At 73.2% G+C, this 20,097-nt stretch carries 17 protein-coding genes; 13 read left to right on the forward strand and 4 right to left on the reverse strand.

The annotated features are described in order from the left end of the window. Positions 1–9: 9 nt before the first annotated feature. On the forward strand, positions 10–1,392 hold the full coding sequence (locus tag ACFYYT_RS20980; RefSeq protein ID WP_351820688.1) for a cystathionine beta-synthase: 1,383 nt from the start codon (positions 10–12) through the stop codon (positions 1,390–1,392). Between the two features lie 314 nt (positions 1,393–1,706). Here the strand turns inward: ACFYYT_RS20980 and ACFYYT_RS20985 are convergent, their stop codons facing one another. Continuing rightward, complete coding sequence (locus ACFYYT_RS20985) at positions 1,707–2,102, reverse strand: hypothetical protein (RefSeq protein ID WP_351820594.1); 396 nt, start codon at positions 2,100–2,102, stop codon at positions 1,707–1,709. 156 nt (positions 2,103–2,258) lie between these two features. On the opposite strand from ACFYYT_RS20985, the gene ACFYYT_RS20990 reads away from it, so the two are divergent. Then, positions 2,259–3,101, forward strand: a complete 843-nt coding sequence (locus ACFYYT_RS20990) for a MurR/RpiR family transcriptional regulator (RefSeq protein ID WP_351820597.1) — start codon at positions 2,259–2,261, stop codon at positions 3,099–3,101. 34 nt (positions 3,102–3,135) lie between these two features. Here the strand turns inward: ACFYYT_RS20990 and ACFYYT_RS20995 are convergent, their stop codons facing one another. Next, the gene (locus tag ACFYYT_RS20995) at positions 3,136–4,512 is read right to left on the reverse strand and encodes a diaminopimelate decarboxylase (protein WP_351820599.1); all 1,377 of its coding nucleotides are present in this window, start codon (positions 4,510–4,512) and stop codon (positions 3,136–3,138) included. A gap of 105 nt (positions 4,513–4,617) precedes the next feature. On the opposite strand from ACFYYT_RS20995, the gene hutU reads away from it, so the two are divergent. The 9 genes from hutU (at position 4,618) to ACFYYT_RS21040 (ending at position 15,243) form a co-directional block, all read left to right on the forward strand. Next, a complete protein-coding gene (gene hutU / locus ACFYYT_RS21000; RefSeq protein WP_351820601.1) occupies positions 4,618–6,282 on the forward strand; it encodes a urocanate hydratase in 1,665 nt (554 codons plus the stop codon). A 77-nt stretch (positions 6,283–6,359) separates the two neighbouring features. After that, the gene (locus tag ACFYYT_RS21005; RefSeq protein ID WP_351820691.1) at positions 6,360–7,550 is read left to right on the forward strand and encodes an allantoate amidohydrolase; all 1,191 of its coding nucleotides are present in this window, start codon (positions 6,360–6,362) and stop codon (positions 7,548–7,550) included. Then, entirely contained in the window at positions 7,547–8,890 is a 1,344-nt protein-coding gene (locus ACFYYT_RS21010; protein ID WP_351820695.1) for a formimidoylglutamate deiminase, read from the forward strand. The genes ACFYYT_RS21005 and ACFYYT_RS21010 overlap by 4 nt, the downstream gene beginning before the upstream one ends. A 206-nt stretch (positions 8,891–9,096) precedes the next feature. Next, complete coding sequence (gene hutI / locus ACFYYT_RS21015) at positions 9,097–10,275, forward strand: imidazolonepropionase (protein ID WP_351820603.1); 1,179 nt, start codon at positions 9,097–9,099, stop codon at positions 10,273–10,275. Between the two features lie 165 nt (positions 10,276–10,440). Continuing rightward, positions 10,441–11,127, forward strand: a complete 687-nt coding sequence (locus tag ACFYYT_RS21020) for an LPXTG cell wall anchor domain-containing protein (RefSeq protein ID WP_351820606.1) — start codon at positions 10,441–10,443, stop codon at positions 11,125–11,127. Positions 11,128–11,144: 17 nt separating this feature from the next. After that, entirely contained in the window at positions 11,145–12,149 is a 1,005-nt protein-coding gene (locus tag ACFYYT_RS21025) for a hypothetical protein (protein ID WP_351820608.1), read from the forward strand. Further along, positions 12,146–13,276 carry a hypothetical protein gene (locus tag ACFYYT_RS21030; protein ID WP_351820611.1) on the forward strand — a complete coding sequence of 377 codons (1,131 nt, stop codon included), beginning with the start codon at positions 12,146–12,148 and terminating at the stop codon, positions 13,274–13,276. The genes ACFYYT_RS21025 and ACFYYT_RS21030 overlap by 4 nt, the downstream gene beginning before the upstream one ends. Positions 13,277–13,290: 14 nt before the next feature. After that, a complete protein-coding gene (locus ACFYYT_RS21035; protein ID WP_351820614.1) occupies positions 13,291–14,697 on the forward strand; it encodes a hypothetical protein in 1,407 nt (468 codons plus the stop codon). A gap of 195 nt (positions 14,698–14,892) precedes the next feature. After that, positions 14,893–15,243: a hypothetical protein gene (locus ACFYYT_RS21040; RefSeq protein ID WP_351820617.1), complete on the forward strand. Its 351-nt coding sequence runs from the start codon at positions 14,893–14,895 to the stop codon at positions 15,241–15,243. A 172-nt stretch (positions 15,244–15,415) separates the two neighbouring features. Here the strand turns inward: ACFYYT_RS21040 and ACFYYT_RS21045 are convergent, their stop codons facing one another. Beyond that, a complete protein-coding gene (locus ACFYYT_RS21045; protein ID WP_351820620.1) occupies positions 15,416–16,942 on the reverse strand; it encodes an oligopeptide:H+ symporter in 1,527 nt (508 codons plus the stop codon). Between the two features lie 469 nt (positions 16,943–17,411). Here ACFYYT_RS21045 and ACFYYT_RS21050 point away from each other — a divergent pair, with 469 nt between their 5' ends. Then, positions 17,412–18,089, forward strand: a complete 678-nt coding sequence (locus tag ACFYYT_RS21050; RefSeq protein WP_351820623.1) for a response regulator transcription factor — start codon at positions 17,412–17,414, stop codon at positions 18,087–18,089. Between the two features lie 49 nt (positions 18,090–18,138). Next, positions 18,139–19,404 (forward strand): ATP-binding protein, encoded by a 1,266-nt coding sequence (locus ACFYYT_RS21055; protein ID WP_351820626.1) that lies wholly within the window; start codon positions 18,139–18,141, stop codon positions 19,402–19,404. 25 nt (positions 19,405–19,429) lie between these two features. Here ACFYYT_RS21055 and ACFYYT_RS21060 read toward each other — a convergent pair whose 3' ends face one another. After that, a complete protein-coding gene (locus tag ACFYYT_RS21060) occupies positions 19,430–19,966 on the reverse strand; it encodes a GtrA family protein (RefSeq protein WP_351820629.1) in 537 nt (178 codons plus the stop codon). Between the last annotated feature and the right edge of the window lie 131 nt (positions 19,967–20,097).

The following is a 20,097-nucleotide window of genomic DNA, read 5'->3' on the forward strand; positions in this document are numbered from 1 at the left end:
GAGAACATGGTGCAATTCCACGACTCGATGATCAGCCTCGTCGGCAACACCCCGCTGGTGAAGCTCAACCGTGTGACCGAAGGCCTGCGGGCCACCGTCCTCGCGAAGGTGGAGTACTTCAATCCCGGTGGATCCGTGAAGGACCGGATCGCCGTCCGGATGATCGAGGCCGCCGAGCAGAGCGGTGCCCTCAAGCCCGGTGGCACCATCGTGGAGCCCACCAGCGGCAACACCGGTGTCGGACTCGCCATCGTGGCCCAGCAAAAGGGCTACAAGTGCATCTTCGTCTGCCCTGACAAGGTGTCGATGGACAAGATCAATGTGATGCGCGCGTACGGCGCCGAGGTCGTGGTCTGCCCGACCGCCGTCGACCCCGAGCACCCGGACTCGTACTACAACGTGTCCGACCGCCTCGCGCGCGAGCCCGGCGCCTGGAAGCCGGACCAGTACAGCAACCCGAACAACCCGCGCTCGCACTACGAGACCACGGGTCCCGAGCTGTGGGAGCAGACGGACGGGAAGATCACGCACTTCGTCGCCGGCGTCGGCACGGGCGGCACGATCTCCGGCACCGGCAACTACCTCAAGGAGGTGAGCGGTGGCAGCGTCAAGGTCATCGGCGCCGACCCCGAGGGCTCTGTCTACTCCGGCGGCTCCGGCCGTCCGTACCTGGTCGAGGGCGTCGGCGAGGACTTCTGGCCGACCGCCTACGACCCGAACGTGACCGACGAGATCATCGCGGTGTCCGACAAGGACTCCTTCCAGATGACCCGCCGCCTCGCCAAGGAGGAGGGCCTCCTCGTCGGCGGTTCCTGCGGCATGGCGGTCGTCGCGGCGCTGAAGGCCGCGGAGAGCCTGGGCCCGGACGACGTGGTCGTCGTCCTGCTGCCCGACAGCGGCCGCGGCTACCTCAGCAAGATCTTCAGCGACGAGTGGATGGCCGGACACGGCTTCCTGGAGGACGCGGGCCCCTCGGCGCGCATCGGCGCGGTCCTCGCGGACAAGGAGGGCGGCATCCCGTCCCTGGTCCACATGCACCCCGAGGAGACCGTCGGCCAGGCCATCGAGGTCCTGCGCGAGTACGGCGTCTCGCAGATGCCGATCGTCAAGCCCGGCGCCGGCCACCCCGACGTCATGGCCGCCGAGGTCATCGGCTCCGTGGTGGAGAAGGAGCTGCTCGCGGCGCTGTTCGCGCAGCGCGCCTCCCTCGGGGACCCGCTGGAGAAGCACATGAGCGCGCCGCTGCCGCAGGTCGGCTCCGGCGAGCCCGTCTCCGAGCTGATGACGGTGCTCGGCGAGGCCGACGCGGCGATCGTGCTCGTCGAGGGCAAGCCCACCGGCGTCGTCAGCCGCCAGGACCTGCTGGCGTTCCTCGCCAAGGGCGCGAAGTAGACACGACGCGCAAACGGTACGGGCCCGACACGTGACGGCAGCACCGGCTTAACACGGGCGGGGCACAGTGGTGGTCGTCGGCAGGGAACCCGGGAGACCGGGACCCCGGCCGGCGCCACGAACGGCGTCGGCGCGCCTCCGGAGCGGCTCCCGGACCGCGTGGACGCCAAGGACGCGGACGGCCCTGACCCGGCCCGTGTCCCTCGCGGGGACCGCCGTCGTCCCGCCCCCCGGGCAACCGGGGGTGCGGCGGTCCCCGCTTTTTCCATTTCTGGGCCCTCCCGGGCCGAAGGGGCGGCCGGTGCCGGGGGGCGTCAGGCCGGGCCGTCGTGGCCGGGGCGGCGGAAGCGGCCGGTGGCGTGGGCGAAGTTGACGCCCAGGATGCCGGCCCAGGTCACCAGGAGGCCGCCGATGCCCGCCTGGACGGCGCCGATCGCCGACAGCGGGATCGCCAGCACCAGCGTGACGATCGCGAAGCCGAACCGTTCCCCGAAGACGGCGACCGTGCCGTCCGCGCCCTCCGGGCCGCCGCGCGCCGTACGCAGCCGCTCCTCGGCCAGCCGGCGCCGGACCTGGGTGTCGACCTTCTCGACGAAGGAGTCCACGAGGGCGGCCTCGTACTCCGGTCCCAGCTCGCGCCGGGCGTCGAGGGTCGCGGCGAGCTCCTTTTCGAGCTCCTGGGCCTGCGGGGAGTGGGCTGAGGCTGTCATGCGCCCACCGTAGGAACCGGCGGAGCCCCCGGCACTGGGGATAGCCCCCGTATCCGGATCGCGGGCGCGGCTTGCCGAGCTGCATAACCACATGCAGAGTGCACGGTGACTGAATATCTCACCGGGGACCCCGGCGACGGGACGGAGGGGACGGCCATGAGCGACAGCCCGGCCGCACGGCTGCAAAAGCTGTTCGAGGGGCACCGGCTGACGCCGACCCAGCGGCGGATCGCGCACTGCATGGTGCGCGGCGCGGCGGAGGTGCCCTTCCTGTCGAGCGTGGAGCTCGCCGAGCTGGCCGGGGTGAGCCAGCCCTCGGTGACCCGGTTCGCGGTGGCACTGGGTTTCGACGGGTACCCGGCGCTGCGCCGCCACCTGCGCGCGGTGGCCCCCGCCGGGCGGCCGGAGCCCGTGCGCGAGGACGCGTACAACGAGTACCAGCAGGCCGTCCAGGGGGAGATCGAGAACCTGCGGCGGCTCTCGGCGATGCTCGCCGATCCGGCGCCGGTCGAGGAGGCCGGCCGGGTGCTGGCCGGATCGGCCCCGCTGCCGGTGCTGGGGCTGCGCGCGGCCTCCTCGCAGGCGCGCGGGTTCGCGTACTTCGCGGCGAAGGTGCATCCGGACGTACGGCTCCTCGACGAGGGCGGCTCCATGCTGGCCGACCGGATCGACGCGGCCGCCGCCGCCGGGGCCTCGGCGCTGCTGTGCTTCGCCCTGCCGCGCCACCCCCGGGAGGTCGTGGAGGCCCTGGACCACGCGCGGGCGGCCGGGCTGAAGGTGGTGACGGTCGCCGACTCGGCGTTCGCGCCCGTCGCCCGCCTCAGCGACCTGCTCATCCCGGCGCCGGTCGGCACCGGGCTGGCCTTCGACACGGCGTGCGCGCCGATGCTGCTGGGGCGGGTGCTGCTGGAGGCGATGGCGGACGCGCTCCCGGACGCGCAGGCCCGGCTGGAGGCCTTCGACGCGCGGGCGGCGGCGCGGAGCCTGTTCGTGGACTGAGGCCCGCCCGCGCGGGCGCCGGGGCGGACAGGCCCTACGGCGCCGCGTCCGGGAGCAGCGCGTCGCGCAGGGCGCCGCCCGCCTCGGCGACGAGGTCCGCGAGGGGCTGGGCGGCCCGGGTCAGGGCGAAGCGGATCCCGCCCCGCGCGGCGGCGGTGAAGCCGTGGACGGCGGGGCGCGGGAGGCTGTTGTAGCCGTAGTGGGCGGTGAAGAAGTACGCGCCCGTGTCCGGGACGGCGATCACGTCCCCCGGGTGCAGCCGCGGCAGCTCCCGCGCGGTGGCGAGCAGGTCGCCCGCGAAACAGGCCGGGCCGGCGACGTCCTGGGCGACGCGGTCACCGGTGCGCGGGACGCCCCCGGCGTCGTACGCGAGGATCCGCAGCGGCCAGGACGCGGGGGCGTACACGGTGCGCGTCGCGAGCTGGACCCCCGCGTGGGTGACGGCGATGGGGCGGCCGCCGGTCTCCTTGGTGTACTCGACCCGGGCCAGGATCAGGCCGTGCTTGGCCAGCAGGGACCGGCCGAACTCGGTGACCAGCCCGTAGGAGCCGTCGAAGAGCGCCGGGACGGTCGCGCGTAGGGCCTGCGCGTAGTCCGCGTACGAGGGCGTGTGCTCGTCGGAGGCGAAGTTCACCGGCAGGCCCCCGCCGATGTCGAGGGTGTCGATCTGGCGCCGGCCGGCCGCCGCGTTGACCTCCTCGGCCAGCGCGTGGACCTCCCGCACGCCCTCGGCGATCAGCTTCAGCGGCACCCCCTGCGAGCCCGAGTGGGTGTGCAGCCGGGTCAGCCACGGCCGGTCGAGGAAAGCCCGTACGAGCGCTTCCCGCGCGCCGGGGTCGCGCAGCGGGAAGCCGAACTTGGCGGTGGCGGTGGCCGTGGACAGGGCGTCGATGGTGCCGGCGCCGGTCTGGGGGTTGATGCGCAGCCCGAGGGGGGAGCGGGGGGCCGCGCCGGGGGCCGCGGCCGTCAGCGCGTCGAGCCGGGCCAGTTCCTGGGGGTTGTCGGCGTTGACGGCGATCCCGAGGGCCAGGGCCTCGCGCAGCTCGGCCCGCGTCTTCGCCGGGGAGTCCAGGACCGTCCGCTCCGCCGGCACCCCGGCCGCCCGGGCCAGCGCGAGCTCGCCGGGGCTGGCGACCTCGCAGCCGATCCCGGCGTCCGCGAGCAGCCGCAGGACGGGGACGAGGGGGGCGGCCTTCACCGCGAAGGTGTGCAGGACGGGGGTGCCGGGGGCGGCCGCGGCCGCGAAGGCGGCGGTCAGGGCGGCGGCGGAGGCCCGGATCCCGGCCACGTCGAGCAGGCAGACGACGGGCTCGCGCTCCAGCAGACCCTGCTGGAGCGCGGCGCGTACGGCCAGGTCACGCAGGGCGGCGGGGCCGGGGTCGGGCGAAGGGAGGTGCGTCTGGGCGGCCATGCCCGCCATCCCATCACCAGGCCGGTCCCCCCGCAGCTGTTGACTGGATCTATTCATGCGGCGAGGATGTGAATGGATTGACCAACATCGTCTGGAGGCACCGCCATGTCAGGACCCCGCCCCGTACGGGCCGCGCGCGGCACCGAGCTCAGCACCCTGGGATGGCAGCAGGAGGCCGCCCTGCGCATGCTGCAGAACAACCTCGACCCCGAGGTCGCGGAGCACCCCGACAAGCTGGTCGTCTACGGCGGCACCGGCAAGGCCGCGCGCGACTGGCGCTCGTACGACGCCATGGTGCGCACCCTGCGGACCCTCAAGCAGGACGAGACGATGCTGGTCCAGTCCGGCCGCCCGGTCGGCGTGATGCAGACGCACGAGTGGGCGCCGCGCGTCCTGCTCGCCAACTCCAACCTCGTCGGCGACTGGGCCAACTGGGAGGAGTTCCGCCGCCTGGAGCACCTGGGCCTGACCATGTACGGCCAGATGACCGCCGGGTCGTGGATCTACATCGGCACCCAGGGCATCCTCCAGGGCACCTACGAGACCTTCGCGGCCGTCGCCGCCAAGAAGTTCGGCGGCACCCTCGCGGGCACCATCACCCTGACCGCCGGACTCGGCGGCATGGGCGGCGCCCAGCCGCTGGCCGTGACGATGAACGACGGCGTCGCGATCTGTATCGACGTCGACCCGCGCGCGATCGAACGCCGCATCGAGCACCGCTACCTGGACGTCAAGGCCGACAACCTGCGCCACGCCCTCCAGCTGGCCGTCGAAGCCCGCGACGCCCGCAAGCCGCTCTCCATCGGCCTCCTGGGCAACGCCGCCGAACTGCTGCCGCAGATGCTGGCCGAGGGCGCGCCCGTCGACATCGTCACCGACCAGACCTCGGCCCACGACCCGCTCGCCTACCTGCCCGTCGGCGTCGCCTTCGACGACATGGCCGACGAGGCCGCCAAGGACCCGGCCGGCTTCACCACCCGCGCCCGCGAGTCCATGGCCCGGCACGTCGAGGCCATGGTCGGCTTCATGGACGCCGGCGCCGAGGTCTTCGACTACGGCAACTCCATCCGCGGCGAGGCCCAGCTGGCCGGCTACGACCGCGCCTTCGCCTTCCCCGGCTTCGTCCCCGCCTACATCCGCCCGCTGTTCTGCGAGGGCAAGGGCCCCTTCCGCTGGGCGGCGCTGTCGGGCGAGGCCTCGGACATCCACAAGACCGACAAGGCGATGCTGGAGCTCTTCCCGGAGAACGAGTCCCTGCACCGCTGGATCAAGATGGCCGGCGAGCGCGTCCACTTCCAGGGCCTGCCCGCGCGCATCTGCTGGCTCGGCTACGGCGAGCGCGACAAGGCCGGCGAGCGCTTCAACGAGATGGTCGCCGACGGCACCCTCGCCGCCCCGCTGGTCATCGGCCGCGACCACCTCGACTGCGGTTCGGTGGCCTCCCCGTACCGAGAGACCGAGGCCATGCTCGACGGCTCCGACGCCATCGCCGACTGGCCGCTGCTCAACGCCATGGTCAACGTCGCCTCCGGCGCGTCCTGGGTCTCCATCCACCACGGCGGCGGCGTCGGCATGGGCCGCTCGATCCACGCGGGCCAGGTCACCGTCGCCGACGGCACCAAGCTCGCGGGCGAGAAGATCCGCCGCGTCCTGACCAACGACCCCGGCATGGGCGTCATCCGCCACGTCGACGCCGGCTACGACATCGCCGAGACCGTCGCCGACGAGCGCGGCGTCCGCGTCCCGATGCGCGAGGGTGACTCCGAGTGACCTCCGATACCGGCTGGTCGGCGGCCCCGGGCTCCGGCCCGGGGCCCGCCCCCTCGGCGGGCGGCGGTTTCCACACCCTGTGGGCCGACCTCGCCCCCATCGGCCGCCACTGCGGCTCCGGCGGCTACCGCCGCTACGCCTGGACCGGCGCGGACCTGGACTGCCGGGCCTGGTTCCGGGCGCAGGCCGAGTCGCGCGGGCTCACGTACGAGAGCGACCGCAACGGCAACCAGTGGGCCTGGCTCGGCGACCCCCTCGCGGGCGACGCCGTCGTCACCGGCTCCCACCTGGACTCCGTCCCCGACGGGGGCGCCTTCGACGGCCCCCTCGGGGTGGTCTCCTCCTTCGCGGCCCTGGACGAACTGCGCCGCCGCGGCGCGCGGTTCTCCCGGCCGCTGGCCATCACCAACTTCGGCGACGAGGAGGGCGCCCGCTTCGGGCTGGCCTGCGTCGGCTCCCGGCTCGCCGCCGGACAGCTGACCAAGGAGAAGGCGTACGAGCTCCGCGACGCCGACGGCGTCAGCCTGCCGCAGGCGATGGAGCGGGCCGGCTACGACCCGGAGACGATCGGGGCCGACCCCGAACGCCTCGCCCGCATCGGCGCCTTCGTCGAACTGCACGTCGAACAGGGCCGCGCCCTCGACCTGTCCGGGGACCCGGTCGGCATCGCCTCCGCGATCTGGCCGCACGGCCGCTGGCGCTTCGACTTCCACGGCGAGGCCAACCACGCGGGCACCACCCGCCTGGTGGACCGCCGCGACCCGATGCTCACCTACGCGGCGACCGTCCTCGCGGCCCGCGCCGAGGCGGCCCTCGCCGGAGCCGTCGCCACCTTCGGGAAGATCTCCGTGGAGCCCAACGGGGTCAACGCCATCCCCTCGCTCGTCCGCGGCTGGCTCGACTCCCGCGCCGCCGACCAGGCCACCCTCGACACGGTCGTCACGGCCATCGAGAAGGCCGCCCGCGAGCGCGCCGGCCAGGACGGGACCGACCTCGACGTCGTCCGCGAGTCCTTCACCCCGGTCGTCGAGTTCGAGCACGCCCTGCGCGACGAGCTGAACCGGATCCTGGGCGGACGGGTCCCCGTCCTCGGCACGGGGGCGGGACACGACGCCGGAATCCTCTCCGCCGCCGTCCCGACCGCGATGCTGTTCGTACGGAACCCCACCGGGGTCTCCCACTCCCCCCGGGAGTTCGCCGCCGAGGACGACTGCGTGGCCGGCGTCCTCGCCCTCGCCGACGTACTGGAAGGTCTCGCGTGCCGCTGACCGCGCACAAGACGTACTGGCTGGAGCACGCCTGGCTCGGCACCCACGTCGAGCCGGGCGTCGCCCTGGACGTCACCCCCGACGGACGGATCGCCGCCCTGCGCACCGGGGCGGACGCCCCGCCGCCCGGCGCCGAGGTGCTGCGCGGCCTGACCCTGCCGGGCCTGGCCAACGCGCACTCCCACGCCTTCCACCGGGCCCTGCGCTCCCTCGTCCAGGTCGGCTCGGGCACCTTCTGGACCTGGCGCGAGTTCATGTACCAGGTCGCCCAGAACCTCACCCCGGACTCCTACTTCGCGCTCGCGCGGGCCGTGTACGCGGAGATGGCGCTGGCCGGCATCACGAACGTCGGCGAGTTCCACTACGTCCACCACGCCCCGGGCGGCGCCCGCTACGCCGACCCCAACGCCATGGGCGAGGCCCTGATCGAGGCGGCCGCCGCCGCGGGCATCCGGATCACCCTCCTGGACACCGCCTACCTGGCCTCGGGCTTCGGCGAGGGCCCCAACCACCACCAGCTGCGCTTCTCCGACGGCACCGCCGACGCCTGGGCCGAGCGGGTCTCCGCCCTCAAGCCGCGCGAACACGCCCTGATCGGCGCCGCGATCCACTCCGTCCGCGCCGTCCCGGCCGACGCCCTCGCCACCGTCGCCGCCTGGGCGGGGGAGCGGGGGGCCCCGCTGCACGTCCACCTCTCCGAGCAGACGGCGGAGAACGACGCCTGCCACGCCGCCCACGGCCGCACCCCGACCCAGCTCCTCGCCGACCACGGCGTGCTGGGCCCGCGCACCACCGGCGTCCACAACACGCACCTGACCGACGCCGACATCGCCCTGCTCGGCGGCACCACCACCGGCACCTGCATGTGCCCCACCACCGAGCGCGACCTCGCCGACGGCATCGGCCCGGCCGGACGGCTCCAGCGCGCGGGCAGCCCGCTGTCCCTCGGCAGCGACAGCCACGCGGTGATCGACCTGCTCGAAGAGGCCCGGGCCATGGAGCTCAACGAGCGCCTGCGCAGCCACACGCGCGGGCACTGGACGGCGAACGCCCTGCTCACCGCCGCCACGGCCGACGGGCACGCCGCCCTCGGCCGGCCCGACGCGGGGCGCCTGGAGACGGGCGCGCTCGCGGACTTCACCACCGTCGCGCTGGACTCCGTCCGCACGGCCGGACCGCTGCCCCGGCTCGGCGCCGAGACGGCCGTGTTCGCGGCGACCGCGTCGGACGTCCGGCACACAGTGGTGAGCGGCCGCCATGTGGTCCGCGACGGCGCCCATGCCCTGGTCCCGGACGTCCCGGCGGCCCTGTCCGAATCCATCGCCGCCCTCCGGTCGTGATCGGACAGCGCCTCGATCGCGAGCGCGGCTCACGACACGGCGCTCCGCGCCCGCGCCTCAATCGCCGGCGAGGCTGAATTTCCGCTGCGCGGCAATTCGGCCCGCCGGGCAGCACCTGCCAGTGCAGCTCAGCCACAATCCAGCCCCGCCGGCGTTTGAGGCGCGGGGTCTGGGGCGGAGCCCCAGGAAACCCCGAGAGGAACCCCGTGAGCACCACCGTCATCACCAACATCGGCAGCCTCGTCACCAACGACCCCACCCTCGGCGACGCCACCCCCCTCGGCCTCATCCAGAACGCCGCCGTCGTCATCGACGGCGAGACGATCGCCTGGGTCGGCCCCGCCGCCGAGGCACCCGCCGCCGACTCCGCGTTCGACGCCGCCGGCCGCGCCGTCATCCCCGGATTCGTCGACTCCCACTCGCACCTCGTCTTCGCCGGCGACCGCACCGCCGAGTTCAACGCCCGCATGTCCGGCCGCAGCTACTCCGCCGGAGGCATCCGCACCACCGTCGCCGCCACCCGCGCCGCCACCGACGGGGAACTGGAGGCCAACCTGCTGCGCCACCTCCACGAGGCCCGCCGGCAGGGCACCACCACCTTCGAGACCAAGTCCGGATACGGGCTCACCGTCGCCGACGAGGCCCGCGCGCTGCGCATCGCCGCCGCGCACACCGAGGAGGTCACCTACCTCGGGGCGCACATCGTCTCCCCCGACTACGCCGACGACCCGGCCGGCTACGTGGACCTCGTCACCGGCGAGATGCTGAGCGCCTGCGCCCCGTACGCCCGCTGGGTGGACGTGTTCTGCGAGAAGGGCGCCTTCGACGGGGACCAGGCCCGCGCCATCCTCACCGCCGGCGCCGCCGCCGGACTGATCCCCCGCATCCACGCCAACCAGCTCTCCCACGGCCCCGGCGTCCAGCTCGCCGTCGAGCTGGAGGCCGCCTCCGCCGACCACTGCACCCACCTCACCGACGCGGACGTCGACGCCCTGGCCCAGGCGGCGGGCACCACCGTCGCCACGCTCCTGCCCGGCGCCGAGTTCTCCACCCGCGCCCCGTGGCCCGATGCCCGGCGGCTGATCGACGCGGGCGCCACCGTCGCGCTGTCCACCGACTGCAACCCCGGCTCCTCCTACACCAGCTCCATGCCGTTCTGCGTCGCCCTCGCCGTCCGGGACATGGGCATGACCCCCGACCAGGCCCTCTGGTCGGCCACCGCGGGCGGCGCCGCCGCGCTGCGCCGCACCGACGTGGGCCGCATCGTCCCCGACGCCCGCGCCGACCTGGCGCTCCTGGACGCGCCGAGCCACGTCCACCTCGCCTACCGCCCCGGCGTCCCGCTCGTCTCGGCGGTCTGGCAGCGCGGGGTGCGCGTGGTCTGACGCGCCGCGCGGCGTAGGAACCGGCCCGAAAGGGCTTGAAACGGCCCGTCCGGCGGGCCGTTGATCCGGGCCGTCCTTTGTCTTCCCTCCGTAAGGTCCCGGGCGTACCTTGAGCCACCAATCTGATGTGTCGTCAGTAACTTGTGGCCCGAGGGGAAGACGAAGGTGTCCGACCGGAAACGTTCCACCGCGCTCGCGCTGGCCTCCGCAGTGGCCGGATCGGCGGTCCTGTTCGCCGCCCCCGCGGCCCACGCCGACGTCGTCGACGTCGAGTACAAGTGCCAGACCCCCATCGGGGACAAGTCGGCGGTCTCGCCCATCGACATCAAGGCCGTCAGGGAGGGCGACGGCTACAAGCTGACGATGTCCTTCCAGAAGGGCGTCTCCTCCAGCCCCATCGAGCTGGGCAAGGGCGCGATGACCCCGAGCGCCGTCATCCAGGCCGGCGGCGCCGAGAAGGCCTCCGTCCCGGTCTCGGGCCCGCCCAACCCCGAGGCGGTGCCCGCCAACACCCCCATCAAGATCACCGACCTGTCGGGCACCTACACCCCGAAGCAGAGCGGCAAGGTCACCTTCACCGCCGGGGTCCTCACCATCAAGGCCATGGGGACCACCACCACCTGCACCCCCGGCAACAGCCCCGGACCCTCCCTGGAGCTGGAGGTCACCGCGGCCGGCCCCGCCGCCCCGCCGCCCGGCAACGCCGCGGGCGGCGACACCCTGCCGCAGACCGGCCCCGCCGACTCCGCGCTTGCCCTCGGCACCCTCGGTGCCACCGTGCTGCTCTCCGGCGCCGCCGGAACGCTCTGGCTGACCCGGCGCGGCCGCCGGACCCAGCAGAGCCGGCCCTGAACGGAGACGCCCCGTCCATGCGCGTGCTCCACACCCTCCAGCGGCTCGGCGCGGTGCTCCTCGCCGCCGCCGCCCTGCACGGCGCCCCGGCCGCGGCCGCCGACGAGCCCGGCTGGAGCGCCCGGCCGGCCGCCGGGCGGCCCGCCGCCCCGCGCCCGTACTTCTACCTCGCGGGGCCCGCCGGAGCCGTACTGGAGGACCGCGTGGCCCTGACCAACACCGGCGACCGGGAACGGGTCCTCACCCTGCGCGGCGCCGACGCCTACAACACCCCCGACGGCGCCCTCGCCGTCCGCCCGGCCGGCCACGCCGCCGGCGCCGGGTCCTGGATCAGCTTCGGCGGCTCCGCCACCGTCACTGTCCCGGCCCGCACCCGCGCCGTGATCCCCTTCACCGTCACCGTGCCGCCCGGCGCGCCGCCCGGGGACCACCCGGCCGCCGTCGTCGCCGCGGAGTCCGGTCACGAGGCGGCCGTACGGGTCCACCTGCGGGTCGGCGGGCCGGCGCTCGCCGCGCTCACCGTCGAGGACGTCTCCGTACGCGGCCGGGGCGCGGCCGCCGCCGTCGCGTACACCCTCGTCAACCGGGGCAACGTCGCCCTCACCCCCGGCCTCGCGCTCCGGGCCGAGGGCCGCTTCGGCGCCCTCCCCGGCCGCGCCGCCCGTGTCCTGCCCGTCGAACTGCTGCCCGGCCGGCGGGTCCGGCTGACCGAGCCCTGGCCCGACGCGCCCGCCCTCGACCGGGTCGCCCTCACCCTCACGGTCACCGCCCCGGGCGCCGCCCCGGCCACCGCGCACGCCACGGCCTGGTTCCTGCCCGGCGGGAGCGCCGCCCGGACCGGCGCGGGAGCGCTCGCCCTCGGCGCCGCCGCCGGGACCGCGCTGCTCCTGGCCCGCCGCCGGGCCGCCCGCCGCCGGGCCGACGGGCCGCGGCAGCCGTCCGCGCGGCCGCCGGCCGGCGCCCAGGAAGGGGCGCACGAGGGCCCCGTACCCGAACACGAGCTGACGGGAGCACCCCGGTGAACGCAATCCGCAGACGGGACGCGGCCCTCCTGGCGGCGCTCCTGACGGCCCTCGCCCTGGTCCTGCTCCCGGCGCCCGCCCCGGCCGCCGCCGACACCGGCAAGCCGGCCGTGACCCTCTCCCTCTCCGAGGCCGCCAAGGGCACCGAGCTCAGCGTCGGCGGGACCGGCTGGCGGCCCAGGACCATGGTGATGCTGCTGGTCTGCGGCCAGAACATGATCGGCGGTACCAACAGCTGCGCCAACGCCGACGGGGTGGCCGTCGCGGTCGGCGAGGACGGGCACTTCGGCGCCCGGCTGCCGGTCGTGGCACCCCCCAAGCCGTGCCCCTGCGTGGTGAACGTGACCTCGGTCAACGGGGACCAGTCCACCGTCGCCCTCCCGCTGAAGATCACCGACCATCCGGTGGCCGAGCTGCCCGCGGAATCCGGCACCGCCCGCCTCGCCCTGCTCACCGGGGTCAGGCTGGAGGGCGACGACGGAGTGCTGACCTGGTTCGGGGCCCCGCCCGGCAGGAAGTTCACGGCCACGGTCGGCAACCTCGGCTCGGCGCCCGTCAAGGACCCCGTCTTCCAGCTCGGCACCGCGCACGGGGTCTTCGCCCCGCAGTGGGAGGAGGCCCGCTGGAAGGGCACCATCCCGCCCGGCGGCAAGGCCGAGGTCGCGCTGGACGTGGAACTCCCGGCCGGCGCCCACGGGGACTACACCGTCTCCCTCAAGTACGGGGACACGGTCCTGGCCGGCCAGCCCTGGGGCGTGGACCGCCCGTACGGGGTGCTGCTGTTCTGGGGCCTGCTCCTGGTGGTGATCCCGACCGCCCTCTTCCGGGTGGGCATGGCCGTCGTCGACCGGGTCCGCCCGCGCGCCGCGGCCCCCGGCGCGGGACGCCGGCACGCCGCCTCGGCGGTGACGGCCCGGCTGCCGCGGATCGCCGCCGCACGGGGACGCGTACCGGCGCCGGACCCGGCTCCGGCGCGGCCGGCGGCCGAGGCGGCCCTGCCCTGGTTCACTCCGGACCCGGCCCCTGATCCGGCCCCTGCCCCCGCCCCGGCCCCCGGCCGGCCGGACGCCCCACAGACATCCGCACCGACCGAGAACACCAGTCCGACGACGAAGGGACACTCGTGAAGAGCCAACGGAGGGTGAGCGCGGCCGTGGCCGCGCTGCTGCTCAGCGGCGCGGGTATCGCCATGGCGGCATCGCCCGCCCAGGCCGCCGACGCCACGTACAAGGTCAAGTGCGTACCGCCGGCCGGCGGCGGCGATCCGGTGGAGGGCGAGACCACCGCGAGGATCACGGCGCCCGCCACGGCGAAGGTCGGGGACGAGGTCGACGTGTCCTGGGAGACCGTCAAGCCGGCCTCGAACAACACCGACCTGATGGTGATCCCGAAGGACGCGGTCCAGCCCACCGGCTGGATCACGCTCGGCGGGGGAGGGGGCGAGCTGAAGGTGGTCGGGGAGAAGAAGAACCCCGAGATCCCCAAGAAGGCGCCCATGGTCATGTCCGTCATGAAGGGCAAGCTGAAGCTGGCCAAGGCCGGGAAGATCACCCTGACGCCGGGCAAGTACGACGTCGCGGTCACCTTCTCCTTCGGCACCTTCGTCACCAAGTGCGCCCCGACGGGCGAGGTGAGCGGCGGGGCCACCATCGACGTCTCGGCGGGCAGCGGCACGACCGGCGGGGCGACGACGGGCGGTGCGACGACGGGCGGGGCAACGACGGGCGGTGCGACGACGGGCGGGGCGACGACGGGCGGTGCGACGACCGGCGGTGCCACCACAGGCGGTGCGACGACCGGCGGTGCGACCACGGGCGGCGCGACCACAGGCGGTGCCACCACAGGCGGTGCCACGACCGGCGGCGCCACCATCGGCGGCAGCGGCGGGCAGACCGACTTCCCCGGCAAGGCCGTCGAGGTCGCGTACGACTGCGGCGCGGTGGTCCCCGGCGGCATCAAGACCCCGGTCACCATCAACGCCAAGAAGAACGGCGGGAACTACGACCTCACCGTCAAGACCGCCAAGGGAGCGATGGCCGCGCCCATGGCCCTGCCCGCCGGGGCCCTCAAGCCCTCGATGGACATCAAGCTCGGCGGCGCCGACAGCGGCTCGGTGAAGGTCACCGGCCCGGCCAACGCGGAGCCGATCCCGGACAAGGCGCCGGTCAGCCTGAGCGACATGACCGGCACCTACAAGCCCGGCAAGTCGGGCAAGGTGACGCTGAGCCCCGACCAGCTGACGATCGACGTCACGATGGCCCCCGGAGCCACTCCGATCAACGTGCCCTGCAAGGCGGCGAGCAGCGGCGTCTCGCTGGAGCTCGACACCGCCGCCCAGCCGGGCGGCGCCACCGGCGCCACCACGTCCGGCACCTCCGCTGGCGCCGGCACCTCCGGCGGCAGCGCCGCCTCGGGCGGTCTCGCCGAGACCGGCGCCGAGGACGCGGGCGGCGTCAAGGCCCTCGCCCTCGTCGCCGGCACCGTGATCCTGCTCGGCGCGGCGGTCTTCACCTTCACCCCCTGGCGCCGTCTGCGCGGCGACCGCTAGCCCGAGAAAATCCAGCGCTCGAAAATCCGATGAAAGGAATGCGCGCACCCCGTCATCCGGCGGCGGTGCGCGCGCCCTTTTCCGCTCCGGTGATATCAGCCCATCAAACCGAAACGCCCGGAGCCGCTTGTGGCCGGTCCGGCCCCGCCGATATGTTTCGCCTTTTCTTTCCGCATTCGGAAGTGGGCGGTACCGATGAAATTCAGCAGCGTTCTGGTCGCGGTGGCCGCCGTGTCGGCCCTGGCCGCCTTCGGCGCCCCGGCCGCCTCCGCGGCGCCCGCGGGCGGCCCCGGCGGCAGCTGCAAGGCCACCGCCGACATGGACCGGCTGGGCCGTCCGAACGTCACCTCCCGCTGCTCGGGACGTTTCCCCTCGGGCGCCGCGCACCGCGCCGTCATCGTCTGCGACACGGTCCAGGGCGCGCGCGAGCACGTCGTGCGCCGGACCTACCGCAGCAAGTGGGCGCCCACCGGATCGCACGCGAAGGTCGGGTGCGGATTCAAGTCGTTCCTCGTCGGATTTTCCGCCGAGGTGAAGGGCGCCTGATTCCGGCTGGAATAGGGGGCGTTTTTCGGCCACATATACGGCCGTGTGCGCGGCCGTGTACGCGGGCAGGTATGCGGGCAGGTGCGCAGGCGGGTACCGGGACGCGGACGCAAAAGAACGGCCCGGCACACCTCGCGGTGTGCCGGGCCGTTCCTCGCGCGGGGGCGGTGCGTCAGCGCACGTCGCCCATGAGGGACTTGACCTTCTTGCGGTACATGAAGACCGCCAAGGCCGCCACGCAGGCCAGGGTGGCCTCGATCGCCACGGCACCCGTGCCGTTGAGATCGATGCCGAACACGGCCGGGTCGGACAGCAGGCTGGTGATGGAGTCACCGGCGGTGACCGCCAGGAACCAGACGCCCATCATCTGGGAGGCGTACTTGGCGGGCGCCATCTTCGTGGTGACCGAGAGGCCGACCGGGGAGATGCACAGCTCGCCGACCGTCTGGATCAGGTAGATGCCGACCAGCCACATCGGGCTGACCTCCTGGCCGTTCGCCGCCAGGGCGATCGGGATCAGGAAGAAGAAGAACGAGACGCCGACGAAGAACAGACCGGCGGCGAACTTGCCGACCGTCGAGGGCTCGTTGCCCTTGCGGTTCAGCCACAGCCAGATCCAGGCGAAGACCGGGGCCAGCGCCATGATGAAGATCGGGTTCAGCGACTGGTACCAGGACGAGGGGAACTCGAAGCCGAGCAGCGCGCCGGAGGCCTTGGTCTCACCGAAGGACTGGACGGTCGAGGCGCCCTGGTCGTAGATCATCCAGAAGACGGCGGCGGCGACGAAGAACCAGATGTAGCCGGTCATCTTCGACTGCTCGCCCCGGTCCAGGTCCTTGTCCCGCTTGATGCGGATCAGGACGCCGGTGGGGATGATCAGGCCGATCAGGGTCAGCGGGATGGTCGCCCAGGCCTTGGTGAACATGCCGGCCATGCCGACGGCGGTGTAGAACACGGCCACGATCGCGACGGCGAGGGCGATCTTGCGGATCCAGGAGGTGCGCTCCTCGGCCGACAGCGGCTTCGGGACGACCGAGCTGACCGGGTTCAGGTTCTTGGTGCCCAGCAGGAAGGCGGTCAGACCGATGCCCATGCCGACGGCGGCCATCGCGAAGCCGAGGTGCCAGTTGACCTTCTGGCCGACGGTGCCGATGGCCAGCGGGGCGAAGAAGGCACCGGCGTTGATGCCCATGTAGAAGATCGTGAAGCCGCCGTCACGACGCGGGTCGTTCGCGTCCTTGTACAGCTGGCCGACCATCGTGGAGATGTTGGCCTTCAGCAGACCCGAGCCGATCGCCACCAGGGCGAGGCCGAAGAAGAAGGTCCCGCCGCCCGGGAGGGCGAGGACGATGTGGCCGCACATGATCGTCACGGCCGCGATCGTCACGGTCTTGCGGGGACCCCACACGCGGTCACCCAGCCACCCGCCCGGCAGGGCGAGGAGGTAGACCATGGACACGTAGATGGAGAACACGGTGATCGCCGTGCCCTCGTCCATCCCTATGCCGCCGGCCAGGCTGCCCTTCTTCGCGTCCGGGCCACCTGAGAGCAGGTAGACGAGGAGCAGGGCCTTCATGCCGTAGAAGCTGAAGCGCTCCCACATCTCGGTCATGAACAGAGTGGCCAGGCCACGGGGGTGTCCGAAGAAGGTCTTCTCGGCGGACGGAGCCGCCGGTTCCTTCGTCAGGCTGGAAGCCATGGTCGATCCTTGCTTGCTCGGGACGCTCGGCTTCGTGAGCTGTTCAGCGCCCGGTGGGGGGTGGCCGGCACCGGCGGACGGGCGTCCCACCCCACGCCCGGGGGTCTCGGCTCCGATCGGGAGACGAAGGGACGGCAGTCACCGGGATCCACGCCCCGAACGCACCTTCGCGTTCGAGGCCCGGCCCACAGGTCATTCACTGTCATCTGGGCCGGTTGAAACCGACCAGAGCAGAATTTGAGGTCCTTGGCTCGCTTTACGGCACAAAGATCCCCTGGGTAGTGCATCAGGCGTCTCGCCACCATACGACAGGACACTGCGGGATATGGAAGGACTTGAGATATGGATCACAGGATTCCGGGGAACCGTTTCACCATATTCGAAGGCCGTTAGTAGTTCATAAGCCCAGTAAGAGAGGGGTCTGCGGGCACGCGCCACCTTCGAGCCGCCGCGCACTACCATCACCCACATGACGCGTGTACTGCTCGCCGAGGACGACGCATCCATCTCGGAACCCCTGGCCCGCGCCCTGCGCCGGGAGGGCTACGAGGTCGAGGTCCGGGAAGACGGCCCCACCGCCCTGGAAGCCGGACTGCAGGGCGGCGTCGACCTCGTCGTCCTGGACCTCGGACTGCCCGGCATGGACGGCCTGGAGGTGGCCCGGCGCCTGCGCGCCGAGGGCCACGGCTTCCCGATCCTGGTCCTCACCGCCCGGGCCGACGAGGTCGACACGGTGGTCGGCCTGGACGCCGGCGCCGACGACTACGTGACCAAGCCCTTCCGTCTCGCCGAACTGCTGGCCCGGGTCCGCGCCCTGCTGCGGCGCGGCGCCAACGAGGCCAGCCAGACCCCCGCCACCCACGGCGTGCGCATCGACGTCGAGTCGCACCGCGCCTGGATGGGGGAGGAGGAGCTCCAGCTCACCGCCAAGGAGTTCGACCTGCTGCGGGTCCTGGTCCGCGACGCGGGCCGGGTCGTCACCCGCGACCAGCTCATGCGCGAGGTCTGGGACACCACCTGGTGGTCCTCCACCAAGACCCTGGACATGCACATCTCCTGGCTGCGCAAGAAGCTGGGCGACGACGCCGCGAACCCCCGCTACATCGCGACCGTCCGGGGCGTCGGCTTCCGCTTCGAGAAGAGCTGAGCCCGGACAGAGCGGAGCACAGGCCCTTCTTTAGGGCATCCTCTCCAGCATGCGCCGCCGCCTGATCAACTCCACGCTCGCCGTGGTGCTCGTCGTCATCGCCGTGTTCGGGGTCTCCCTCGTCATCGTGGAGACCCGGACCATCACCAGCAGCGCCCAGGCCCGCATCGGGTCCGAGGCGCTGCGACTGCTGGGCATCGTCGAGGCGGACGTACTGGAGAACAAACCGGTCGACGCCTCCGCGCTCGCCGAACAGCTCGACCTGGGCACGTACGCCCGCATCACCGTCCCGGGCCGCCCGGTCGCCGAGGTCGGCGACCGGATCCCCGACAGCGTGATCCGGGGCACCGCCCGCGGGGAGATGGGCGAGACGGTGAGCGTGGAGGCGTCCCGGTCCACCGTCACCAAGGAGGTCGGGCGCACCCTCGCCGTGGTCGGCGCGGTGGCGCTGCTCGCGGTCGTGGCGGCCGTCCTGCTCGCCGTACGGCAGGCCAACCGGCTCGCCTCCCCGCTCACCGACCTTGCCGAGACGGCCGAGCGGCTGGGCTCGGGCGACCCCCGTCCCCGGCACAAGCGCTACGGGGTCCCCGAGCTGGACCGGGTCGCCGACGTACTGGACTCCAGCGCCGAGCGGATCGCCCGGATGCTCACCGCCGAGCGCAGGCTCGCCGCCGACGCCTCCCACCAGCTGCGGACCCCGCTGACGGCCCTGTCGATGCGGCTGGAGGAGATCACGGTCACCGACGACCTGGAGACCGTACGGGAGGAGGCGACCATCGCCCTCACCCAGGTGGAGCGGCTCACGGACGTGGTCGAGCGGCTGCTCACGAACTCACGGGACCCGCGGACCGGCTCGGCGGTCCCCTTCGACCTGGACGAGGTCGTCAAACAGCAGCTGGAGGAATGGCGGCCGGCCTACCGCAGCGCCGGGCGGGCCATCGTGCGCTCGGGGAAGACGGGGATGCGGGCCGTCGGCACCCCCGGGGCGGTCTCCCAGGTCCTGGCGACCCTGGTGGAGAACGCGCTGATGCACGGGGGCGGCACGGTCGCGCTGCGCACCCGGGTGACCGGCAACCAGGCCGTACTGGAGGTCACGGACGAGGGCCCCGGCGTCCCCCCGGACCTCGGCAACCGGATCTTCGAGCGGACCATCAGCGGCCGCAACTCCACCGGGATCGGCCTCGCGGTCGCCCGGGACCTCGCGGAGGCGGACGGCGGCCGCCTGGAGCTCCTCCAGGCCCAGCCGCCGGTGTTCGCGCTGTTCCTCAGCCGCACCACGCCGGACCGGCCGGAGCCGGCCCACACGGTGCGCTAGGAGCCGCGCGGGCTCGCGGCCGCGGTTACTTCGCGGCCGGGACCACGGGCTCGGCGGCGAGGGCCACGGCCGGCACCTCGTGGCCGTCGCGCTGCTCGACGACCAGCGAGTGCGCGGCGGGCGTGGGCAGCGCCTGGAAGACCCAGGTCCGGTAGGACCAGAAGCGGAAGACGGTCGCCACGGCCATGCCGAGGAACTTGAAGACGTTGTTCTGCAGCGAGCTGTCCCAGCCGAAGCCGTAGGTGGCCACGTAGAGCACGCCGCTCTCGATGACCATGCCGATCAGGCTGAACAGGATGAAGAGGATCATCTCGCGACGGCGGCTGCCGAGGTCGCGGTCGCGGTAGGTGAAGTAGCGGAAGCCGATGTAGTTGGTGACGATGGCCACCACGATGGCTATGACGTTCGCGCGCACCGTCTGGAGGTCGGTCGTGCTCCGGAGCAGGTTGAACACACCGAAGTTGACCAGGACGCCCAGACCGCCCACCGCGCCGAACTTGACCGCCTCCCGGGCGAGACCGCGGAAGCGCTCGGACAGCGGTGCTGCTTTCGGCGTACTCATGTGATCCTTCAGTCCCTGTCCGTCGTCGTCGCCCCCGCTGGAGCGTCACTCGATTTCGTCAACCCAGTCATGTTAAGTGTCGCCCCCGGGCTCCGTACGCGCCTTGGCGCCCCCTGCGACGCACGGCACAC

The sequence above is a fragment of the Streptomyces sp. NPDC002032 genome (assembly GCF_042890765.1).
Lineage (GTDB): Bacteria > Actinomycetota > Actinomycetes > Streptomycetales > Streptomycetaceae > Streptomyces.

Excerpts from the sequence above, each read along its gene's own strand:
- ACFYYT_RS21045 (WP_351820620.1), bottom strand. The coding sequence starts at position 16,942 with ATGGCTTCCAGCCTGACGAAGGAACCGGCGGCTCCGTCCGCCGAGAAG.
- hutU (WP_351820601.1), top strand. The coding sequence starts at position 4,618 with ATGTCAGGACCCCGCCCCGTACGGGCCGCGCGCGGCACCGAGCTCAGC.
- ACFYYT_RS21025 (WP_351820608.1), top strand. The coding sequence starts at position 11,145 with ATGCGCGTGCTCCACACCCTCCAGCGGCTCGGCGCGGTGCTCCTCGCC.
- ACFYYT_RS21055 (WP_351820626.1), top strand. The coding sequence starts at position 18,139 with ATGCGCCGCCGCCTGATCAACTCCACGCTCGCCGTGGTGCTCGTCGTC.
- ACFYYT_RS21060 (WP_351820629.1), bottom strand. The coding sequence starts at position 19,966 with ATGAGTACGCCGAAAGCAGCACCGCTGTCCGAGCGCTTCCGCGGTCTC.
- ACFYYT_RS20990 (WP_351820597.1), top strand. The coding sequence starts at position 2,259 with ATGAGCGACAGCCCGGCCGCACGGCTGCAAAAGCTGTTCGAGGGGCAC.
- ACFYYT_RS20995 (WP_351820599.1), bottom strand. The coding sequence starts at position 4,512 with ATGGCCGCCCAGACGCACCTCCCTTCGCCCGACCCCGGCCCCGCCGCC.
- ACFYYT_RS21050 (WP_351820623.1), top strand. The coding sequence starts at position 17,412 with ATGACGCGTGTACTGCTCGCCGAGGACGACGCATCCATCTCGGAACCC.
- ACFYYT_RS21040 (WP_351820617.1), top strand. The coding sequence starts at position 14,893 with ATGAAATTCAGCAGCGTTCTGGTCGCGGTGGCCGCCGTGTCGGCCCTG.
- ACFYYT_RS20985 (WP_351820594.1), bottom strand. The coding sequence starts at position 2,102 with ATGACAGCCTCAGCCCACTCCCCGCAGGCCCAGGAGCTCGAAAAGGAG.